The following is a 20,073-nucleotide window of genomic DNA, read 5'->3' as shown; positions in this document are numbered from 1 at the left end:
TGAAACGATATGTGAACCTGTTTACATTTTCTGAAATAAAAAGTCAAAAAATGTAATAAAAAATACGTTGACAGCATTGTGTAAATACGGTATAATACTAAATGTTGATGTAAAGTAAAACGCTTTACACTTTGAGCGTTGGGAGGAGAGAGTTCGATGAAAAACCTTAAAATCTCGTTGCTTTTAGATTTTTACGGCGATATTCTGACCGATAAGCAAAAAGAGGTTATCGAACTTTACTACAATGAGGATCTTTCTCTCTCTGAAATAGCCGACCACGAGGGCATCACCCGCCAAGGCGTTCGAGATTCTATTAAGCGCGGCGAAGCAGTGCTTTTAGAAATGGAAGAGCGTTTGGGGCTTGCCAAAAAGTTTCGCGAAGTGCAGGAGGCAATCACCAAGATTGTTCAGTGCGCGAAGGACATTGAGTTCTACAACAAAGAATACCACTATTCGGGGCAGATTGCGGACAGGGCTTCGGCTATTATTACCATCGCAACCGAGCTGAATAATTAACCATAAAGGAATGAACAACTATGGCATTTGAGGGACTGTCGGATAAGCTTTCTGCCGCGTTTAAAAAGCTGCGTTCCAAAGGAAAATTATCCGAGGCTGATGTCAAAGAGGCAATGCGCGAAGTTCGCCTTGCATTGCTTGAAGCCGACGTCAATTATAAGGTGGCGAAAGACTTCGTCAAATCCGTAACCGAACGTGCTATCGGCTCGGATGTATTAACCAGCCTTACTCCCGCACAGCAGGTTATTAAAATTGTTAATGACGAACTAACCACGCTCATGGGTGCGGAAAACAGCAGAATCAATTTTTCTTCCAAAATCCCCACTATTATTATGATGTGCGGTTTACAGGGTTCGGGTAAAACCACGCACTCTGCAAAACTGGCAAAATTCTTTAAAAAGCAGGGCAAGCGCCCGCTGCTTGTAGCGTGTGACGTTTACCGCCCCGCTGCAATTGATCAGCTTAAGGTGGTAGGCGAAAAAGTTGGCGCGCCTGTATTTGAAATGGGGCAGATTGACCCTGTCACCATCGCAAAAAAAGCGATTTCGCACGCAAAAGACTATGGACATGATATTGTCATTCTCGACACCGCCGGTCGTCTGCACATTGATGAGCAGCTGATGGGCGAGCTTAAAAACATTAAATCCGAACTCAAACCCAACGAAATACTGCTTGTTATCGACTCTATGACCGGTCAAGATGCAGTAAATGTTGCAAAAAGTTTTGACGAGGCACTGGGGATTGACGGTGTTATTCTTACCAAACTAGATGGTGATACCCGCGGCGGTGCGGCACTTTCGGTACGCGCTGTTACAGGCAAGCCGATTAAATTTGTGGGTATGGGCGAAAAACTGGAGGATCTCGAGCCGTTTTACCCCGACCGCATGGCTTCTCGCATTTTGGGTATGGGCGATGTGCTCACCTTGATTGACAAAGCGCAGGAACAACTCGACTTGGGTAAGTCGGAAAAGATGGCACAAAAGTTAAAAGAAAACTCTTTTGATTTGGATGATTTGCTTGAACAAATGAAGCAAATACGCAAAATGGGGCCCCTCAGCCAGGTGCTTTCGATGCTTCCGGGAGTAAAAGGTGCCATTAAAGATGAAGAAGCCGAACAGGGCGAAGCACAGCTTCGTCAGATTGAAACCATCATCAACTCGATGACCAAAGCAGAACGTGCAAAGCCGGCTATCGTAAACCCTTCTCGCAAGCGCAGAATTGCGGCGGGCAGCGGCACAAAGGTAGAAGATGTCAACCGTTTGCTGCGCCAATTTGAACAAATGCAAAAAATGATGAAGCAATTCAGCGGTATGGGAAAAAAAGGCAAACGCATGCGTGGCATGATGAGCGGTATGGGCGGCGGCTCTCCGTTCGGATTATAAAACAGGTTATTACATATTGCGTTTTGCGCTGTGTGTAAGAATATATTTAAAAATTAAAAAAACTATGGAGGTGACAGAAATGGCTGTTAAAATAAGATTGCGCCGCATGGGTGCTAAAAAAGCGCCTTTCTATCGTATTGTTGTTGCAGATTCGAGATACCCGAGAGATGGCAGATTCATTGAGGAAGTAGGCTACTACGATCCTACAAAGAATCCTTCTATCGTAAAAATCGACGAGGAAAAAGCAAAAAAATGGATTTCTAACGGTGCACAACCAACAGAAACCGTAAAATCATTGCTAAAAGCTAACGGCGTTATCTAATGCTGTGGGAGGTTGAAAATGGAACAGCTTCTGAAGACAATCGCACAGGGTCTTGTCGAGGATAAAGACTCTGTTAATATCACAACGGACAGCCCGTTGGAGGACGGTACCATTGTGTATCATCTGCATGTGGCACCGGACGATATGGGCAGAGTTATCGGCAAGCAGGGCAGAATTGCGAAAGCAATCCGCGCTGTTATGAAGGCGGCGGCTGTTCGCAAGGACATCAAGGTCGCTGTGGAAATCGACTAACCTGACAATTACGTACGAATGGGAGGGCTTACTGCTTTCCCATTCGTTTTCTATAAAGGGGTTCTTTCGCAATAAAAAAAATGATAGGCTGCTCTTTAAAAGAGTAGCAATGAATTGATAAATTAATCAAATTGAATTGAGGTAAGCTATGATACAACAATTCTTAGATACAGGTGAAATCGTTTCGGTGCACGGCATACGCGGTGAAGTAAAAATCAATCCTTGGAGCGATACCCCCGATTTTCTTTGCGATTTCAAGCGGTTTTATTTGGATAAAAACGGCACAAATAGCATTGAAGCCGAGCGTGTGCGTGTGCATAAAAACGTAGTAATTGCTAAAATCAAAGGGATTGATACCGTTGAGGATGCAGCAAAACTGCGCGGAAAAACCTTGTACATTAACCGCGATGACTGCAAACTGGACGAAGGAGATTTTTTTGTGCAGGATTTGATTGGAATGCAGGTACAGGATGCCGATACCGGTGAAATTTATGGTACCATCTGTGATGTATCGCAAACCGGCGCAAATGACGTTTATCACATCCGTGCAGAGGGCAAAGCCGACAAGTTCATTCCCGCCATCAAGCAAGTGGTACTCCGCACCGATTTGCAAGCCAATTTGATGATGATTCGTCCGTTGGAGGGCTTGTTTGATGAGAATTGATATTGCAACGCTGTTTGTTGAAATGTGCGAGACCGTTCTCTCCGAGAGCATTATCGGGCGGGCAAGGGGTGCGGGGCATATCGAGATTTACTGCCACAATATCCGCGATTACAGCGATGATAAGCACCGCCGTGTAGATGATGCACCGTTTGGCGGCGGGATGGGTATGGTAATGCAGGCAGACCCTATCTACCGCTGCTATTGCGATGTAGCGGAGAGTATCGGCAAAAAACCGCATGTCATTTATATGTCCCCTCAGGGTAAAAAATTTACACAGCAAATGGCGGTTGAATACTCTAAGATGGATAACCTCTTTATTTTATGCGGACACTACGAGGGTGTGGACGAACGCGTGATTGAAGAAATCGTTGACGAAGAGCTTTCCATCGGGGATTATGTGCTCACAGGCGGTGAACTGCCTGCACTTGTTGTTACCGATACCATTGCCAGAATGTGTGATGGGGTGCTTTCTAGCGATGAATGCTTTACCGATGAAAGCCATTTTAACGGTCTGCTGGAGCATCCGCAATATACCCGCCCTGCTAACTGGAACGGCAGGCAGGTACCTGAGGTGCTTTTGGGCGGGCATCACGCCAATATACAAAAATGGCGCAGAGAGCAATCGCTTGAACGCACCTTGCGCAAGCGCCCTGATATGCTCAAGACTGCCCCTTTGAACAATCAAGATTTGGAATACCTTGCAAAACGAAAAGAAACAGTGAAGGACTAAGAGCTTCACTGTTTCTTTTATTATATCAAAGCACGAAGCGTTTTGATAAAATTGATGATGTGCGGCTTTGCCCATAGGCAAATTTCGCACCGCATATCAGAATCAATAGAATAACCGTAAATTAACGCAGCAGTTATCTGTTCCTAACAAAAATTATAGTTATAAGTGCTCTGCAGTTATTATGTTTTATAAAGCATATAGGGCATATCAATTTTACATTACCTTGATTTTTGAATAAATGATAAAATATTAACAAAGGTAGTTTTACACAGAAGGCTATCTTATGAACCCTAACACACACGATACATAATCCCGCGCACATCGGCTCTGCTCTGTACTCGGGCAGAGCCGTTTGTGTATCCAAAACTTTGATTATAAAATTTTTAGGAGGAGTTTATCATGGCACGTTTCACATTACCAAGAGACATTTATCATGGCCCCGGTGCAATTGAAGAACTGAAAAATTTAAAAGGCAAAAAGGCAATTGTGGTAGTAGGCGGCGGCTCTATGAAGCGTTTTGGCTTTTTGGACAAAGTTGTAAACAACTTAAAGGCAGCCGGTATGGAAGTGCAGCTTTTCGAAAATGTTGAGCCGGATCCTTCTGTAGAAACTGTCATGAAGGGTGCTGCTGCAATGCGTGAGTTCCAGCCCGACTGGATTGTTTCCATCGGCGGCGGTTCCCCCATCGATGCTGCAAAAGCGATGTGGGTATTCTACGAGTATCCCGAAACTACCTTCGAAGAAATCATCCAGCCGTTCTCTTTCCCCGAACTGCGTAAAAAGGCAAAATTCCTCGCAATTCCCTCTACATCGGGTACTGCAACCGAGGTTACCGCTTTCTCGGTTATTACCGATTATGCCAAGGGCATTAAATATCCGTTGGCAGACTTTAATATTACCCCCGATGTTGCTGTTGTTGACCCCGATTTGGCTGAAACCATGCCCGCTAAACTAACCGCACATACCGGTATGGATGCGCTCACCCACGCTGTTGAGGCTTATGTATCAACCCTAAACTGCTGCTTTACCGACCCATTGGCGCTAAAAGCCATCGAAATGGTATTTCAGTATCTCGAGGCGTCTTACAAAGGTGATATGAAAGCTCGTGAGCAGATGCACTATGCACAGTGCTTAGCAGGTATGGCGTTTTCTAACGCACTTCTCGGCATTGTCCATTCTATGGCACATAAAACCGGTGCAGCTTACAAAAACGGGCACATCGTTCATGGCTGTGCAAATGCTATGTATCTGCCGCAGGTTATCAAGTTCAATGCTAAAAACGCGGTAGCCGCCGAGAGATACGCACAAATCGCAAAATTTGTTGGGTTAAAAGGTGCTACCACAGCAGAATTGGTAAAAGCTTTGTGCGATAAGATTGATGAGTACAATGTTGCTCTCAGTATCCCTAAATGCATTAAAGATTATGAAAACGGCATGGTGCCCGAGGATGAGTTCTTAGAGAAACTGCCTCAAGTAGCAGAGCTTGCAATTGGCGATGCCTGCACCGGTTCCAACCCGAGAATTCCTACTCAAGAAGAGATGGAAAAACTCTTAAAATGCTGCTATTACGGTACCGAAGTAGATTTCTAAAAATCAGTACATATAAAAACGGACAGATGCTTATCTGTCCGTTTTTTGTTTTTAATTATCTTCTAAATATTTTGCAACAAACTCTGCCCAGCGTGCCATCGTCTGGGCACTGATTGCGTGTTCCATCTTGCACGCATCCTGTTCGGCAACCATTTCTTCTACCTGCAGTGCCTCCACCAAAAAGCGTTTGATGAGCGCATGGCGGCGCGATACCGCCTCGGCACGTTCTCGCCCCATTTCGGTAAGCTTAATATCACCGTAAGGCTGCTGTTCTACCATGCCTGCCTCACGCAGAATTCCGATTGCCTTGTTCACACTGGGGCGCGACACACCAAGACGATTTGCCACATCAACCGAGCGCACACATTCGTTTATCTTTTCAATTTGCAGAATTGCTTCAAGGTAATCCTCGCCTGCTTCTCTAATCACGCTCATTGAAAATTCCCCTTTTTAATCTTGCTTGTTTTCCTCTTCGGGAGGAACGATGCCGCAACTGCCGCGCTGCGAACACCCCTTACAACCCTCGCAGCACTTACCTTTTGCCATATTGCGAAGATTTCGTACAAAAAGCACCAGAGCCAATACAATCAGGAGAATGCAAATACCGATAATAATATATTTTGCCATAAAAACATCCCTTTTCTGTTCACCTGCGGTTTTACGCAGGCTATCTCACAAACAGGCTGCCAATTTGATACACCAATAGTGCAACCACATAAGCTACACCCGTTTCCATCAGCACAGTGGCGAGAGCCCATTTCAGCGAGTTCATTTCACGGCGAATGGATACAAATGCGGCAATACACGGCATATAAAGTAAACTAAACACCATAAACGCATAAGCCGAAAGGGGCGTAAACTGTGTTGCCAACACCGCTTGCAGTGCCAAACCGCCCGCCCCGTACAAAACACTCATTGTGGTAACCACCGCTTCTTTTGCTACGATACCCGAAAGCAGAGCAACCGCCGCCTGCCATGTACCAAAACCAAGGGGAATAAACACCGGTGCAATGAATGCCCCGATTTGACCAAACATGCTGATAGAACTATCTTCTACCATATTCAGTGAAAAACTAAAGTTTTGCATAATCCATACTAGAATGCTCATCGAGAAGATAACAGTTCCCGCCTTAACAAGAAAGCCCTTGCACTTATCCCACATATGCAGCATGGTACTTTTGAGCGTGGGCATTCGGTAAGTGGGCAGCTCCATAACAAACGGCGCCGCGTTGCCTTTAAACAGGGTGTGCTTTAAAATAAGCCCCACTACAATGGCAACTACAATGCCGAGCAGATACATCGAGAACACAACCAGTCCCTGATGTTCCTCAAAAAAGATGCCCGCAAACAGCGCATAAATCGGCAGCCTTGCACCACACGACATAAACGGTGTAAGCATAATGGTGAGTTTACGGTCTTTATCATTTTCCATCGTACGTGCCGCCATTACTGCGGGCGTCGTACAGCCAAACCCCATTAACATAGGGATAAACGATTTACCCGTTAGCCCCAGTTTACGCAGCAGCCGGTCCATAATAAACGCCGCACGCGCCATATATCCGCTGTCCTCTAAAATAGAAAGGAATAAAAACAATAACATGATTTGCGGCAAGAACGTCAATATACCTCCCACACCGCCGATGACTGCATCTAGTATGAGGCTGAACGTCCAAGCAGGGGCATCCGCAGAAATTAGGATGCGTTCTACAGCAGGAGTAATCAAACCGTTTATCAGCCACTCTACAGCTGCTTTCAGCCCTTCGCCGATAGGACCAAATACCACTGAAAACATCAAAAACATTACAAGTAAAAAGATTGGAAGTGCGAGCACACGGTTGGTTACAATACGGTCAATCTTGTCCGACTTGGTTAAATAGCCGGGAGTTGTGTTTTTCGTGACAGTTTTACCCACTAACTCGGTAATATACTTATAACGTGCATCTGCAAGCATGGTATCGCGGTCGCCATACTGCGAGGTTGCCTCATAACGCAAGATAACGTCTTCTATGCGTTTGCGCTGGCTGTCGGTAAGTTTGAGCAGGTCGGCAATCGATGAGTCTGCCTCCAGCAGTTTACTGGCATAGAATTGGATGTGATGGTCGGAAGTACTTTTATTCTCGAGCAGGATCAGCAGAATATCATTGAGGGCATTTTGCGTATTATAATCGTATTTAATCTGATAATGCTGCTGCTCGCCCGAAGTAACAATACGTACCGCCTCGTCCATCAGCTGCTTTAAGCCTTCGCCCTTGCGCGCAACAATGGGGATAACCGGAACACCCAACAGTTTACCAAGCATTTCACAATCGATGTGCTCCCCTTTTTGCACCACATCATCCATCATATTCATCGCGATAATCATCGGTCTGCCAAGCTCCATCAGCTGAATGGTAAGGTACAAATTGCGCTCGATATTCGTGCCGTCTACAATATCAATGATTACGTCGGGGTCATCGTTCATAATGTAATCGCGCGCACAAACCTCTTCCATCGTGTAGGGAGACAGCGAGTAAATACCGGGCAAGTCGTTGACTAGTAACTCCACCCCATTGTGTACCGTTTTACCCTCTTTTTTTTCTACCGTTACACCCGCCCAGTTGCCTACATATTGGTTCGAGCCGGTAAGCTCGTTAAACAAAGTGGTTTTGCCGCAGTTCGGGTTGCCCGCCAATGCAATTGTATAGCTCATATGCTTTCAGCCTTTCTTCGGCGTTGATGCCGCTGTAAACTCGTCCTTTGAAGAATATGCCGATTATTATTCAGATAGTAGAAGAATGTTTTTTGCATCGTCTTTGCGCAGCGAAAGCTCATAACCGCGGATATTGATTTCGATAGGGTCGCCCAGTGGTGCTACTTTGCGCACAAAAACGTCACAACCGGGAGTTAACCCCATATCGATAAGGCGACGTTTGAGTGCCCCTGCGCCGCCGATGGATACAATCTTTGCGCTCTGCCCGGGGTGCAAATCTTTTAAGGTTTTGCTTTTTTTATTCATATGGGTAATCCCCTTTTACTTTTTGTTGTATATTGTTAGCTTAAGCTAACATAAGGTGCTTATTTTACGGATAACAAAATGTTATCCGTGTCTAACATTATTATAATCTAGGTATTACTTTTTGTCAATATAATGGCAACCTCTGCAATCAAAAGTTTGATGCTCAATATTAATAAAATTTGTACACTATGATAGCATTTACATTAAAACGAAAGCCATAATACAAAAAACCCAACCACCCAGTTGCCCAACAATAAAGTTCTACCACCTCTATTATTGACACACAAATCAAACAAAAAAGCCACCCCAAACCCTATTGTACATAGAATTTGGGATGGCTATACTGCATGTTGTCATTTTTATCTACAACGTTTCAATTTTATCGGCTGCTTTATCGAGCCAGTTGCCTTCAAACAGTTCAATTACACCACCGTCGCAGTTCTTGGCAAGCTGCGGGTCAATGGGCAATCTACCAAGTACATCCAGCCCAAATTTTTGTGCGGTTTCGTCGATGTGGCTTTCGCCGAACACCGGCATTTTTTTGCCGCAATCGGGGCACTCGATGTAGCTGTAGTTTTCAACAAGACCAAGAATGGGGATGTTCATCATCTTTGCCATATTGACTGCCTTTTCCACAATCATCGAAACAAGCTCTTGCGGAGAAGTAACAATGATAATGCCATCCACCGGTATAGACTGAAACACCGTGAGCGCAACATCTCCGGTTCCCGGGGGCATATCCACAAACATAAAATCTACGTCATTCCAAATAACATCTGTCCAGAACTGTTTTACAGTACCGGCAATGACAGGCCCGCGCCAGATAACCGGATCACTTTCGTTTTCCAACAGCAGGTTTACCGACATTACATCAATGCCTGTTTTGGTTTTTGCAGGGTAAATGCCCGATTCATCGCCGCACGCGTGCTCGTGGATACCGAACATTTTGGGTACAGACGGTCCTGTGATATCCGCATCCAGCACAGCCACATGATACTCTTTGCGCCTCATCAGTACAGACAGCATGCCGGTAACAAGGCTTTTACCTACCCCGCCTTTGCCGCTGACAACACCAATTACTTTTTTGATACAACTTAATTCGTGCGGCTGCTCTAAAAAATCTTTAGGGCTTTTTTCTCGGCTCGAGCAATTTTGAGAACAGCTTGAACAATCATGGGTACATTCTTCGCTCATTGGATTTTGCATCTCCTTTGAAATTACATATGAATAATTTTAAGTTTTTTTACGATAGTTGTCAAGGTTGTCCGTCCTGCCCTTCCAATAAAGCAGAACTATCTTTATCCGCCGTTTTTGCATGGCGCGTATATACAAATGCTGAAATTGCCGATGTAAGCGGTATGGTAAATAGTATACCCATACTGCCCACCAAAGTTTGCAAAATTTCAACTACAATCATTTCTTTGTTAAGCAGGCCGAGCAAAGATTTATTATAGGCAATGAGCAGCAGTACCATGGAAAGCGAACTGCCGATATATGCAAGCACAAGGGTGTTCGCCATCGTGCCCATAATATCCCGCCCGATTTGAATGCCCGATTTCATGAGTGCGCCAAAGGTTGGCACCTCCATAATTTCGCGCACCTCTGCAAGTGAAGATGCAATAGACATGGCAACGTCCATAATCGCACCCATCGCACCGATGATAATAGCCGCAAAAATAATTGCTTTCAGGTCAATTGGTTTTGGGGTTTCCATATACAAAAGGAACACTGATTCTTCATCTACAAGCCCTGTCAGCCTTAAAAAATAATCCATAATCAGCGTGAGTGCACCCGAGACCAAAACGCCCCCCAAACAGCCAATTCCTGCTGCCAGCCCTTTTGCATTCGCACCGTTTACAATCAGCAAGGTCATTATAATGGTGAATAAGCAAATTACAATCGACGAAATATAAGCATTTTTACCGGATAGTATGGATGGAATAAATACCGCAAATACCGCAAGACATGTAAAAGCCAGCGATATAATGGTGTTAACGCCTTTGCCTCTGCCAAACAACAACAGCAGCACCATAAACACAAGCCCCAATATCAGCAGCGTATCTGTGCGTATATAATCCCAAAACATCCACACACTGCTTGCAGAGGAGGGGTCGGAATTAAAGATGAGCACACGGTCACCCGCTTCTACCTCTTTGTTGCCGATGGGTGTAAAGCCGTCAATCATTTGGTTGCACTGCACAACCTGCCCTTTTTGCCACCCGTTTAATATTTTAGCCGAAAATTCGATTAAGATGTTTTGTACCGCAGTTTCTCCCTGGTCCAACGTAAAACTGTCGGTACTTCTTTTTTGCACGGCAACTACCTGTGCCTTTACAGGCTTCTCCATGCTTGCACCCTCGAATATTTGCATTCCTTGAGAAGCAAACTGATTGCCATAATAAATGAACAAAACAGAGAACAAAACGGTAAGTACATAAACAATTGCACGGTTACGTTTTTGTTTATCCAGCTTTATATTAAAATTCAAAACAGCTCACCCTTTCGCGTTAACCTTTTTATTTTAACATACTAAGATTGCATTCTCAAAGAAAAACTGTTGCAGAACGCGTATGTTAACAAAAAATTTATAGCATTGGTAAATATGCTATATTCTATCAATACCGCGACAGGTGCAAAACAAAACATAAAATTGTATTTTTATAAAAAACAATTCATCTTATACCAAACTTCTATAAAAATTAGGCGTTTGCATAAAACGGATTTTGTGCTTGCACAAAATGCAGCACAGCAATGCTGGGCATACTGCAATGAAATCAATGATTTGATTGCAGTTTAGTATTACAAAATAGGGGATGCAAAAGCATCCCCCTTTTTAATCGTTGGCATTTTTCGTTTTCGTTGCCTTAATCACTTTGAGACGGCTGAATTCTTCACGCTCTTTTTCTTCCAGTGAATCGGTGATGAATTTTGTTGTTTCCTCCAAACGGGGGATGACTACGTTTTTCAGTGCATTGGCACGGCGCTGTGTTTTTACAATGGCATTCGCCAGCTTATAAACACTGTTCTCTACCTCTGCAAGCAGCACCGTCATCTTTTTCACTTCATGAAAGCAGCGGTAAGCATAATCAAGCTGCGAATTGGTATCAAGAAAGCCGTAAGAAAGCTCCGGTTCCTCGTCGTGGTAATCCACAATGGGGATATCCACACCCATAACACTGCGAAAGTGCAGTTTTATACCATCATCCACAGGCACTGTTCGGGCGATGTTTTCTATCACGCCAAGCGTCATATTGGCATGCTGCAATGCACGGTAGGCACGCTCGTAGGTGCCGTCGATTTCTCTGCGCAAAAGTTTGGACTTGTCAATCAGCAGCATCATCTCGCGAATGAGGATGTTGCGTTTGCGGTCGAGCAAATCGTAGCCCATGGTTGAAAGCGAGAGCGTTTTTTTGGTTGCAATCAGGTTGCCTTTAGTCGGAAATACCTGCTGGTTCATACATCCTCACCTTCCCTTTTATGCAAGAAGATCTTTGGCATCCTCAGGGTTATAAAATTTATCCAACAGCTCGCTTTCTACACGATCGAGCTCTTCGCGCGGCAAAAGCGACAGCAAGCGCCAGCCAAGATTTAATGTTTGCTCGATACTGCGGTTATCGGTAAAGCCCTGATTGATAAAATGCCGCTCGAACGCATTGCCGAAACGGACATACTGCTTATCGGTATCCGAAAGCTCCTCTTCGCCGATGACCGACGCCAAGGCTCTTGCATCCTGCACCTTAGCATAAGATGCAAACAGCTGGTTTGATACAGCAGAGTGGTCTGCTCTGGTGTATCCCTCACCGATACCGTCTTTCATCAAACGAGAAAGCGACGGCAATATAGAAATGGGCGGATACACACCCATCTGGTCGAGAGAACGGTCGAGAACAATCTGCCCCTCGGTGATGTATCCCGTCAGGTCTGGCACAGGATGGGTGATATCGTCGTTCGGCATAGTAAGAATGGGGATTTGAGTAACCGAGCCTTGCGCGGTATCAATGACGCCTGCTCTTTCGTACAGCGAAGCAAGGTCGGAGTAAAGGTAACCTGGGAAGCCTTTTCTGCCCGGGATTTCACCCTTGGAGGATGAAAATTCGCGCAGCGCCTCACAATAAGAGGTCATATCCGTCATAACCACCAGAATGTGCATATTGTGCTCAAACGCAAGGTATTCTGCCACCGTTAGTGCACAACGCGGGGTTAGAATACGCTCGATAATAGGGTCGTTGGAAAGGTTTAAAAACATAACCACCTTATCCATTACGCCCGATTCTTCAAACGAACGTTTAAAGTAATCGGCAACATCGTTTTTAACGCCCATTGCAGCAAATACAATACCGAATTTTTGTCCAGACTCTTCTGCGATATTTGCCTGACGCACAATTTGTACTGCCAGTTTATTGTGCTGCATACCGGAACCCGAAAAAATAGGCAGCTTTTGCCCACGGATAAGCGTCATCAAACAATCAATACTGGATATACCGGTGTTAATATAGTTTTTAGGATAGGTTCTTGCTACGGGGTTGAGCGGTTTGCCGTTGATATCTTCCCGTTTTTCGGCATAGATATCGCCCAATCCATCGATTGGCTTACCTGCACCCGATAACGTTCTGCCTAAAATCTCGGCAGACAGCGGCATTTCCATAGGATGACCAAGCAAGCGCACGGTTGCATTAGTGAGCGAAATACCGTTGGTACCCTCGAACACCTGAATAACACAACGCTCGCCTTCTACCTCAACCACACGCCCCAAGCGTACAGCGCCGTTTTTCATTTTTAATTCCACCATCTCGTCATATCCCACCGAAGGGACGTGATCCAGCACAACGAGAGGCCCGTTTATTTCGCTTAGTCCCACAAATTGAAGACTCATTGTTAAATTCCGTCCTTTCGTTTAATCGAGATGGTTAAATGCTTCATCAATCATCTTAAAGTATCTATCAAATTGCTCTAAATGTTCATTTGGCACTTCATATTTCATTTTTACCAAATTTGCAAATACACCGGTTTCAAGTACCTCGGTAAGCGACTTGCCTGCCTGTACAATGACTTTTGACTTTTCGTAAAGATAGAGGATAACCTCCATCATTTTAAGTTGTTTTTGCAAAGGAACAAAGGTATCGTCTTTGTGGAATGCATTCTGCTGCAAAAAGCCTACACGAATTATTTTAGCAATCTCAATAACAAGCTTTTGGTCGTCGGGCAGTACATCCGAACCAATCAGCTTTACAATTTCCATCAGTTCGTTTTCTTCATGCAGCAACGATGCTATCTGCTGGCGTTTGCTGAGAAAACTTTTATCCACATTGGTACCGTACCACTTTGCCAAATCGTCAATATACTCACTGTAGCTGGTATTCCAGTTGATAGCGGGATAGTGACGTGCGTAAGCAAGAGATTTATCGAGCGCCCAAAAACAGCGCACAAAACGCTTGGTATTTTGGGTAACCGGCTCTGAAAAATCAGCACCCTGCGGCGAAACAGCACCGATGATAGAGACGGAACCGTCTTTGTCGCAAAGCGTTACCATGTAACCTGCACGCTCGTAAAATTGAGAAATACGCGAAGGCAGATAGGCAGGGAAGCCTTCTTCTGCAGGCATTTCTTCCAATCGGCCTGAAATCTCACGCAGAGCCTCTGCCCAACGAGAAGTAGAATCTGCCATAATGGCAACATGGTAGCCCATATCACGGTAATACTCTGCCAATGTGATGCCGGTATAAATAGACGCTTCACGCGCCGCAACCGGCATATTGGAGGTATTTGCAATTAAAACGGTACGTGCAGTCAGTTTTTTGCCCGATTTAGGGTCAATCAGCTCACTAAACTCTTTGAGTACCTGTGTCATCTCGTTACCGCGCTCACCGCAGCCTACATAAACGATAATATCAGCATCGCACCATTTTGCCAACTGATGCTGTGTCATGGTTTTACCTGTACCAAACCCACCGGGCACAGCTGCTGTGCCGCCCTTTGCTATGGGGAACATCGTATCGATCACACGCTGCCCGGTAATCAGCGGCTGCGAAATAGGCAAACGCTCTTTCGTCGGGCGCGCTGTACGAATCGGCCACTTTTGGCAAAGAGTGAGTTCATGCATTTTGCCGTGTTCATCTTCTATTTTAACAATTACATCGTTGATTTTATATCTGCCGTTTTCTGCCGCAAAGGTTACTTTACCATTCAGCGTAGGCAAAATCATGCAGCGGTGCTCAATTAACTCGGTTTCGGGGCAAGTTGCATAAATTTGGCCCCCCTGTACCGAATCGCCCTCTTTTACCTTGATGGTTACATCCCATGTCCGTTCATCATCAAGCGACGGAATATTGCACCCCTCGTCGATATAAGCACCGGAACGTTCGTTGATATCTTTGAGCGGACGTTCGATACCGTCAAAAATATTGGAAAGGATGCCGGGCCCCAAGGTTGCACACAAAGGTGAACCCGTAGAATAAACGGGCTCGCCAGGTTTAAGCCCTGTGGTGGTTTCGTATACCTGAATGGTGGTTGCCTTACTGGTAATAGAGATAACCTCACCAATCAGCCTTTTTTCACCGACATACACCATCTCGAGCATAGCAAAATCGGTAGCATTTTTTACGGTCACAACAGGGCCGTTAATGGAATAGATTACGTTGTTCAATATTTTCACCTCACATGGTCACAATAAAGCCCGAATTTGCCGCAAACCATTCCTTTTGCTCTTCAAGTGCAGCGTCCAGGGTTTCATCGGCAATAAAGTTTTTTGCTTCGTTTACAAGCTTGGCTCCGCCGATGAGAATCTCCCCATCCGCCATAATTTCAAGTTTATCGCCACAGATTTTTCGCAGCTGCTCTGTATACCGCAAATCATCCTCTTTCAGCAGCAGTTGTGCACCTTCGCACACACAGCTGTTCACCAGCTTTTTTGCTTTGCCTAACAGAAAATCCAAGTACTCGGCACTTTTGGTAAATTCGGTCAGTTTGATCCTTGCCTCGGCAAAAATCAGTTTGTTATATTCATCACGCTTGATATAGAGTTTCTTTTTCAGCTCCATTTTTTTGCGTGAAAGGTCTTTGGTTTCTTCCACCGAGATTTCAGACACCTCGGATTGGATGATGTTATAGGTTTCGGCAAGGGTATCGTCTTCGTGTTTACCCAGCTCGCCGGTACGGTAGGCTGCAAGCTCATCGTCAATTTCTTTGCAAATTTGCGCCACACTGCCCATAATTTCTTCTTCAAACCGTGCAAGCTTACGTTCTATTCCTTTGTTCGCCGTTGCCATTTGCTCACCACCTTTTCGTATTTTGGCGCACTACATCTTTACGCCGATTGCCTCGTTTACATATCTCTCCAATGCATCGGTTGCGCGGCTGCCGCCATGTCTGTCGGGTACCTCAACAACCAGCATCTTTTTTTGATTGAGCTTCAGGTCATCAATCACATCGTGGCAAAGCTCTGCAAGCTTTTCTGTGATAAGTAAAATGCCTACGGCAGGGTCTTCAACAACACGGCGCACAGCTGCAACCACTTCTTCTCGCTCGTGCAGTACAACGCCCTCAATTCCCGCAAGGCGCATGCCCATGCAGGTGTCTATATTATCACTAATCAGATACATCCTCATGGATTAATCGCCCTTTCTATTTACCGTACCAAGCCAAATGTCGATACAGATTAAAGTTTGTTGATAATCAGGATAGAGATCAGCAAGCCGTAGATAGCGATACCTTCACCAAGAACAACAAAGATGATAGCCTTACCGAACGATTTAGGGTCTTCAGACACTGCACCGATGGCTGCGGGAGCAGCAGCAGCAACTGCGATACCTGCGCCGATAGCAGCAAGACCGGTTACCAATGCAGCAGCAAGAAAGCCCATGCCCTGTGCAGAAGTGCCTATAATTGCGTTAACAACGCCATTAGCTTCGGCAGCAAATGCACTTAGCGGAAAAATGAATGCACAAAGGCAAACGCCAAAAAACATGCAAAGGTTACCGATAACTCTGTTTCTAGCTTGTTTGCCGGTTTTAACACCTCTGGCAACCGAAATTAGTGGAATTGCAATCAATGCAACAACCAGTGCGGGAAGAATAAACATCATACTGTTCATAAAAATACCCTCCATAAGATTCGTTTTGATAATTTGTTTTCAATCGGATACTACTCGCCGATAACAATGGGACGGAACGGTTTGCCTTGTCCTTCGAAGTAGCGGCTGAACATTTCATAAAACTCAAGACGCAGCGCCTGAATGCCCACAATAAAGCCCTCCAGTGCCATAACAAAGGCATTGCCGATAATCATAACCACAATGCTGCCCGAGCCGTTCATCATTTCTGTTAATGTTAATACTACCGCCATCATACCTGCGTGGCTGATGATAAACCCGCCTACACGCAAAAATGACATGGTATTGGTAACAAAGCTCAATACAACTTCGAACAATTCAAAGAATCCTTCCAGGATAAAGCTACCGATACCATCCTCCGGCTTGATGTGTTTGTTACCTTTTGCAAGCTTGCCCAGAGGGTGCTTTAAAAAGATTACCAGAATGGGGGCTACGATAAACTCAAGAATATATGCCGTGGTAAACAAGCTCTTACCGCCTGTAAGCCTAGAAAGAACACCGACGAGGACCGCAACGTAAAACACCATACCTGCAATGCCGTTGTTCGAAAATACCGCTTTTTCGTAATCTTTATTCTTAAAACCAATGATGATATTGGTAAGCATAGAAATAATAATCAGTAAAATACCAAACCCGATTGCAAATATCAGCAGGTTGTTGATGGTAAGAGGATTCATTACCTCAACAGGTTTTTCGTGCAGACCCAAAACGTTTTTGTAAAACGGGTCGAGCAAATGCTCCATACCAAACACCGAGCCATATACCATACCAAAACATGCAGCGGATATACCGATACGAGTCATCACTCTGCCAAGGCTCATTTTTTTAAACTTCCACAAAAGGGCGCCCAGCAGTGTAATCACCAACCCCTGCCCTACATCGCCAAACATAATGCCGAACAGCAATGTGTAAGTGATGCCCACAAAAGGCGTAGGGTCAATCTCATTGTAAGACGGTGTACCGTACATATCGATGAACATTTCAAAAGGCTGAAAAAGTTTGCTGTTGCGCAACTTCGTGGGTGTTGTTAGCCTCTTGTCGCTGTCATGCGGTTTAAATTCAACATGCACATGGGTAATCGGCTCAATACTTTGGGCAAACGATTTTTCATCACGTACCGGCAAAAAGCCCGTAATATGAAACTGATTTTTGTAAACACTTACATAACGGCGCAAGTCAAACGATTCGTTTAAAAAACGAATACTGGAGTAAATGTCGAGGAATTTCTCCTGATGCTCTTGCACAAGTTTTACCAAACGGCTGTTTACCTGTTCAAGTTCTGCTTTATCTTTCGCAAGGCTTTCTTCAAACATGCGTTTTGCAACGCCGGGTGTTCCGTGAGCCTCCGGTATGCGGATGCGTTCGAAATATAAAGAGGAGAAAATATCATCCACCTCTGCTTCATGATCGAGTGTAGTGATATACAAACCCCAGTTGTAAGTGCTACCCTCAGATAGATTTACAAAGAAAAACAATCGGTCTTTGTAATACGAAAGTTTTTTGTAACTGTCAACGGGTATGCGGCCAAAACGTATCTTTAAAAACTCACAAGAAAACAGGTCGTCAAAGCTAACATCCAGCGTATCGAGATGGCGAAGCTGTACCAATGCGGTTTGCCCCTGCTCAATTGCCGCTGTCAGGGCGCGTTTGCGCTCGCTGAGTGCGGCAAGTTCTTCATGAAAGCTGTCTAAAAAATGGTCAACGATTTCCGGTGCTATCTTTTTATTCACGGCGGCATCGTATTTTAATTTGATTCCTGCGCTGACTCCGATGTCAATAATGCGGTTCAAACGTGCTTTGTAGGGGTTTTCTTCGGTCATTTGGGTAAAGCCGCCCACCTTATCACTTAACTGTGCCGGCTGTTCCGGGTGAAAACGTCCCGTATCGGAGCATTTGCGCAGCACCTCGTCAAGAGAATCTACATGACCGGTAATCTGAACCAGTGTCATTTTTTCAATTGACATCCATCACACCACCTTTCTGCGGTAAAATACCGCTTTTAGGCCAATCAAGCCTTGATGAAATTGTAAATTTGCTTTGTGCTCATCTGCATTATCACAGAATCAGCATTTTTTTAATCTCACTGGGGGGAACGCCATATCGCACACCCTCAATAATTGTTGTAATGTTGCCAAGTTCAATGCGGCATAACGACATATATGCGGTAAACACTGTGGGCGCATCGGTAGCAAAACGCAGATAGCGCCTGCTCATATGATAGTTAATGCAGCTTGTGCTGTACTCAATAAAAGTAAAATCGTCGCTGCCCACAAATTTAGCAAAAGGAGACGCAGCAATTTCAGCCAAAAAATCTTCTGCAGTCGGTGCGGCAATCAGCCTGTCAAGCTCTTTTTGCGGGATGCGCTTCCACACCGGCAAAATGCATTTTGCGATGTTTTCGGGCTTGGTTTCGGGGAAAAACTTTTTCATCCGATAAACCGTGCTGATATTAATCAGCTCCAAGTGTGTTTGAAATATCTCATGCAGATGAACGCGTGTTTTACCGCGGAAAGATTGGTCGATGATATCCTCTACATGCTGATAGTAGTAGGACATTAATATGACCTCACACTTGGTATAATCGATGAGTTCATCCCCAAGCGGGCGACACTGCATAATCAGTTTGCCGTAAGGGGTATCACCCAATACACGCAGCAAATCGTCAAAACTGCGTACTTTTGCAAGCTCCATCAAGTTCACGCGCGAACTATGCTCTAAAAATGCCGGGTACTGCGTAATATATTCTTCGGCGCGGTTTGAGTTGAGCAACTGTACCATTTGTAAAATCTGCTCGATTTCAATCTCGATAATGAGATAGCGGTAGTAACTGTCGTTACGCGAGTTGTCGTAATGAATCAATCTCAAGTAGCGAGAAAAACGTTCTTTACGCAGCAAAATCTCCAACTGCCCCCTGTGTATGGCTGTTGGCTGGATGCCTTTGAGTGCCTCGCTGTAGCCGGTTTCATCGCGCAGATATGCGGCTATTTCTGCAACTGTTTTTTTATGGAGCAGCTCCATATATTGTTCGTTCGTCATACGTTTGCCGTACATCGACATTGCTTTTGTCATAATCGCCTTGTTGGAAAAAGACGTCAGCATGCTCTTCCCCCTTTCTGCAATTCAATCGTTCGGCATCTGCACCTAGATTTGTTTGCAGCGGCAAATGATTTCGTTAACCCATTTTTCTTTGTTTGCGACAAATTGGGTTTCCAATGAAGCCGCAGATACACGAAACCCTTCTTCAATCGTAAGCTGTTTCTGTGAGGTTTCTTCATCTGCATGCTGTTTCATTTTCTCAATATGCTCATTTGCACGTTTGAGATAGGCCTCGTGAACTTTGCTTTTTTCCTGTGCGATCTCAGCCTTTGCCTCATTGCGCTTATCCTTTGCGGTTTGAACTGTTTGGCGTGCTCTTTTATCAATTTCAATGAGCGCCTTGATCATATCATCCACCGTCTCTCACCCCTGTTCTATTTTTGAAAGTTGCCCAGAGCATGGCGCTGAGCAGTCATTAA

At 44.9% G+C, this 20,073-nt stretch carries 22 protein-coding genes; 7 read left to right on the top strand and 15 right to left on the bottom strand.

The genetic code is table 11. The annotated features are described in order from the left end of the window. The first annotated feature begins 156 nt into the window (after window positions 1-156). The 7 genes from ylxM to EDD70_RS03930 all read left to right on the top strand — a co-directional run bounded on the left by ylxM (window position 157) and on the right by EDD70_RS03930 (window position 5,456). A complete protein-coding gene (gene ylxM, locus EDD70_RS03960; RefSeq protein ID WP_092752800.1) occupies window positions 157-516 on the top strand; it encodes a YlxM family DNA-binding protein in 360 nt (119 codons plus the stop codon). Window positions 517-536: 20 nt separating this feature from the next. Continuing rightward, complete coding sequence (gene ffh / locus EDD70_RS03955; RefSeq protein ID WP_092752803.1) at window positions 537-1,898, top strand: signal recognition particle protein; 1,362 nt, start codon at window positions 537-539, stop codon at window positions 1,896-1,898. A gap of 79 nt (window positions 1,899-1,977) precedes the next feature. Further along, window positions 1,978-2,220: a 30S ribosomal protein S16 gene (gene rpsP / locus EDD70_RS03950; protein ID WP_092752805.1), complete on the top strand. Its 243-nt coding sequence runs from the start codon at window positions 1,978-1,980 to the stop codon at window positions 2,218-2,220. Window positions 2,221-2,238: 18 nt separating this feature from the next. Next, the gene (locus EDD70_RS03945; RefSeq protein ID WP_092752807.1) at window positions 2,239-2,472 is read left to right on the top strand and encodes a KH domain-containing protein; all 234 of its coding nucleotides are present in this window, start codon (window positions 2,239-2,241) and stop codon (window positions 2,470-2,472) included. A gap of 148 nt (window positions 2,473-2,620) precedes the next feature. After that, a complete protein-coding gene (gene rimM, locus EDD70_RS03940; protein ID WP_092752809.1) occupies window positions 2,621-3,136 on the top strand; it encodes a ribosome maturation factor RimM in 516 nt (171 codons plus the stop codon). Beyond that, a complete protein-coding gene (gene trmD, locus EDD70_RS03935) occupies window positions 3,126-3,866 on the top strand; it encodes a tRNA (guanosine(37)-N1)-methyltransferase TrmD (RefSeq protein ID WP_092752811.1) in 741 nt (246 codons plus the stop codon). Before rimM ends, trmD begins: the two co-directional genes overlap by 11 nt. Before the next feature lie 399 nt (window positions 3,867-4,265). After that, window positions 4,266-5,456 carry an iron-containing alcohol dehydrogenase gene (locus EDD70_RS03930; protein WP_092752814.1) on the top strand — a complete coding sequence of 397 codons (1,191 nt, stop codon included), beginning with the start codon at window positions 4,266-4,268 and terminating at the stop codon, window positions 5,454-5,456. A 51-nt stretch (window positions 5,457-5,507) separates the two neighbouring features. Here the strand turns inward: EDD70_RS03930 and EDD70_RS03925 are convergent, their stop codons facing one another. The 15 genes from EDD70_RS03925 to EDD70_RS03855 all read right to left on the bottom strand — a co-directional run bounded on the left by EDD70_RS03925 (window position 5,508) and on the right by EDD70_RS03855 (window position 20,011). Next, window positions 5,508-5,891: a metal-dependent transcriptional regulator gene (locus tag EDD70_RS03925; protein ID WP_092752816.1), complete on the bottom strand. Its 384-nt coding sequence runs from the start codon at window positions 5,889-5,891 to the stop codon at window positions 5,508-5,510. Window positions 5,892-5,906: 15 nt separating this feature from the next. Continuing rightward, on the bottom strand, window positions 5,907-6,083 hold the full coding sequence (locus EDD70_RS03920; RefSeq protein WP_092752819.1) for a FeoB-associated Cys-rich membrane protein: 177 nt from the start codon (window positions 6,081-6,083) through the stop codon (window positions 5,907-5,909). 40 nt (window positions 6,084-6,123) lie between these two features. Continuing rightward, a complete protein-coding gene (gene feoB / locus EDD70_RS03915) occupies window positions 6,124-8,145 on the bottom strand; it encodes a ferrous iron transport protein B (protein ID WP_092752821.1) in 2,022 nt (673 codons plus the stop codon). Between the two features lie 66 nt (window positions 8,146-8,211). Then, window positions 8,212-8,451 (bottom strand): FeoA family protein, encoded by a 240-nt coding sequence (locus EDD70_RS03910; RefSeq protein ID WP_092752823.1) that lies wholly within the window; start codon window positions 8,449-8,451, stop codon window positions 8,212-8,214. A gap of 363 nt (window positions 8,452-8,814) precedes the next feature. Next, window positions 8,815-9,645 carry an Mrp/NBP35 family ATP-binding protein gene (locus EDD70_RS03905; protein ID WP_092752826.1) on the bottom strand — a complete coding sequence of 277 codons (831 nt, stop codon included), beginning with the start codon at window positions 9,643-9,645 and terminating at the stop codon, window positions 8,815-8,817. Between the two features lie 61 nt (window positions 9,646-9,706). After that, a complete protein-coding gene (locus EDD70_RS03900; RefSeq protein WP_242943088.1) occupies window positions 9,707-10,939 on the bottom strand; it encodes a YibE/F family protein in 1,233 nt (410 codons plus the stop codon). A 345-nt stretch (window positions 10,940-11,284) separates the two neighbouring features. Then, window positions 11,285-11,908 (bottom strand): V-type ATP synthase subunit D, encoded by a 624-nt coding sequence (locus EDD70_RS03895; RefSeq protein WP_092752830.1) that lies wholly within the window; start codon window positions 11,906-11,908, stop codon window positions 11,285-11,287. A gap of 18 nt (window positions 11,909-11,926) precedes the next feature. After that, window positions 11,927-13,324 (bottom strand): V-type ATP synthase subunit B, encoded by a 1,398-nt coding sequence (locus tag EDD70_RS03890; protein ID WP_092752832.1) that lies wholly within the window; start codon window positions 13,322-13,324, stop codon window positions 11,927-11,929. A 21-nt stretch (window positions 13,325-13,345) separates the two neighbouring features. Beyond that, the gene (locus EDD70_RS03885; protein ID WP_092754559.1) at window positions 13,346-15,097 is read right to left on the bottom strand and encodes a V-type ATP synthase subunit A; all 1,752 of its coding nucleotides are present in this window, start codon (window positions 15,095-15,097) and stop codon (window positions 13,346-13,348) included. A 7-nt stretch (window positions 15,098-15,104) separates the two neighbouring features. Next, window positions 15,105-15,716: a hypothetical protein gene (locus EDD70_RS03880; RefSeq protein ID WP_092752834.1), complete on the bottom strand. Its 612-nt coding sequence runs from the start codon at window positions 15,714-15,716 to the stop codon at window positions 15,105-15,107. Window positions 15,717-15,746: 30 nt separating this feature from the next. Then, window positions 15,747-16,055, bottom strand: a complete 309-nt coding sequence (locus tag EDD70_RS03875; protein ID WP_092752836.1) for a V-type ATP synthase subunit F — start codon at window positions 16,053-16,055, stop codon at window positions 15,747-15,749. A 50-nt stretch (window positions 16,056-16,105) separates the two neighbouring features. Then, window positions 16,106-16,540 carry an ATP synthase subunit C gene (locus EDD70_RS03870; protein ID WP_092752838.1) on the bottom strand — a complete coding sequence of 145 codons (435 nt, stop codon included), beginning with the start codon at window positions 16,538-16,540 and terminating at the stop codon, window positions 16,106-16,108. Between the two features lie 50 nt (window positions 16,541-16,590). Beyond that, the gene (locus tag EDD70_RS03865) at window positions 16,591-18,522 is read right to left on the bottom strand and encodes a V-type ATP synthase subunit I (protein ID WP_092752840.1); all 1,932 of its coding nucleotides are present in this window, start codon (window positions 18,520-18,522) and stop codon (window positions 16,591-16,593) included. 91 nt (window positions 18,523-18,613) lie between these two features. Then, window positions 18,614-19,657 carry a V-type ATPase subunit gene (locus tag EDD70_RS03860; protein WP_092752842.1) on the bottom strand — a complete coding sequence of 348 codons (1,044 nt, stop codon included), beginning with the start codon at window positions 19,655-19,657 and terminating at the stop codon, window positions 18,614-18,616. A gap of 42 nt (window positions 19,658-19,699) precedes the next feature. After that, window positions 19,700-20,011, bottom strand: a complete 312-nt coding sequence (locus tag EDD70_RS03855) for a hypothetical protein (RefSeq protein WP_092752844.1) — start codon at window positions 20,009-20,011, stop codon at window positions 19,700-19,702. Window positions 20,012-20,073 lie beyond the last annotated feature (62 nt).

The sequence above is a fragment of the Hydrogenoanaerobacterium saccharovorans genome, assembly GCF_003814745.1.
In the GTDB taxonomy this organism is placed as follows: domain Bacteria; phylum Bacillota; class Clostridia; order Oscillospirales; family Ruminococcaceae; genus Hydrogenoanaerobacterium; species Hydrogenoanaerobacterium saccharovorans.
Note: the sequence above shows the minus strand (reverse complement) of the source record. Positions and strands in the feature narration are given on the sequence as shown.

What these genes read in the sequence shown, in the direction of transcription:
- ylxM (WP_092752800.1), top strand. Translation starts at nt 157, where the DNA reads ATGAAAAACCTTAAAATCTCGTTGCTTTTAGATTTTTACGGCGATATT.
- ffh (WP_092752803.1), top strand. Translation starts at nt 537, where the DNA reads ATGGCATTTGAGGGACTGTCGGATAAGCTTTCTGCCGCGTTTAAAAAG.
- rpsP (WP_092752805.1), top strand. Translation starts at nt 1,978, where the DNA reads ATGGCTGTTAAAATAAGATTGCGCCGCATGGGTGCTAAAAAAGCGCCT.
- EDD70_RS03945 (WP_092752807.1), top strand. Translation starts at nt 2,239, where the DNA reads ATGGAACAGCTTCTGAAGACAATCGCACAGGGTCTTGTCGAGGATAAA.
- rimM (WP_092752809.1), top strand. Translation starts at nt 2,621, where the DNA reads ATGATACAACAATTCTTAGATACAGGTGAAATCGTTTCGGTGCACGGC.
- trmD (WP_092752811.1), top strand. Translation starts at nt 3,126, where the DNA reads ATGAGAATTGATATTGCAACGCTGTTTGTTGAAATGTGCGAGACCGTT.
- EDD70_RS03930 (WP_092752814.1), top strand. Translation starts at nt 4,266, where the DNA reads ATGGCACGTTTCACATTACCAAGAGACATTTATCATGGCCCCGGTGCA.
- EDD70_RS03925 (WP_092752816.1), bottom strand. Translation starts at nt 5,891, where the DNA reads ATGAGCGTGATTAGAGAAGCAGGCGAGGATTACCTTGAAGCAATTCTG.
- EDD70_RS03920 (WP_092752819.1), bottom strand. Translation starts at nt 6,083, where the DNA reads ATGGCAAAATATATTATTATCGGTATTTGCATTCTCCTGATTGTATTG.
- feoB (WP_092752821.1), bottom strand. Translation starts at nt 8,145, where the DNA reads ATGAGCTATACAATTGCATTGGCGGGCAACCCGAACTGCGGCAAAACC.
- EDD70_RS03910 (WP_092752823.1), bottom strand. Translation starts at nt 8,451, where the DNA reads ATGAATAAAAAAAGCAAAACCTTAAAAGATTTGCACCCCGGGCAGAGC.
- EDD70_RS03905 (WP_092752826.1), bottom strand. Translation starts at nt 9,645, where the DNA reads ATGAGCGAAGAATGTACCCATGATTGTTCAAGCTGTTCTCAAAATTGC.
- EDD70_RS03895 (WP_092752830.1), bottom strand. Translation starts at nt 11,908, where the DNA reads ATGAACCAGCAGGTATTTCCGACTAAAGGCAACCTGATTGCAACCAAA.
- EDD70_RS03890 (WP_092752832.1), bottom strand. Translation starts at nt 13,324, where the DNA reads ATGAGTCTTCAATTTGTGGGACTAAGCGAAATAAACGGGCCTCTCGTT.
- EDD70_RS03880 (WP_092752834.1), bottom strand. Translation starts at nt 15,716, where the DNA reads ATGGCAACGGCGAACAAAGGAATAGAACGTAAGCTTGCACGGTTTGAA.
- EDD70_RS03875 (WP_092752836.1), bottom strand. Translation starts at nt 16,055, where the DNA reads ATGAGGATGTATCTGATTAGTGATAATATAGACACCTGCATGGGCATG.
- EDD70_RS03870 (WP_092752838.1), bottom strand. Translation starts at nt 16,540, where the DNA reads ATGAACAGTATGATGTTTATTCTTCCCGCACTGGTTGTTGCATTGATT.
- EDD70_RS03865 (WP_092752840.1), bottom strand. Translation starts at nt 18,522, where the DNA reads ATGTCAATTGAAAAAATGACACTGGTTCAGATTACCGGTCATGTAGAT.
- EDD70_RS03860 (WP_092752842.1), bottom strand. Translation starts at nt 19,657, where the DNA reads ATGCTGACGTCTTTTTCCAACAAGGCGATTATGACAAAAGCAATGTCG.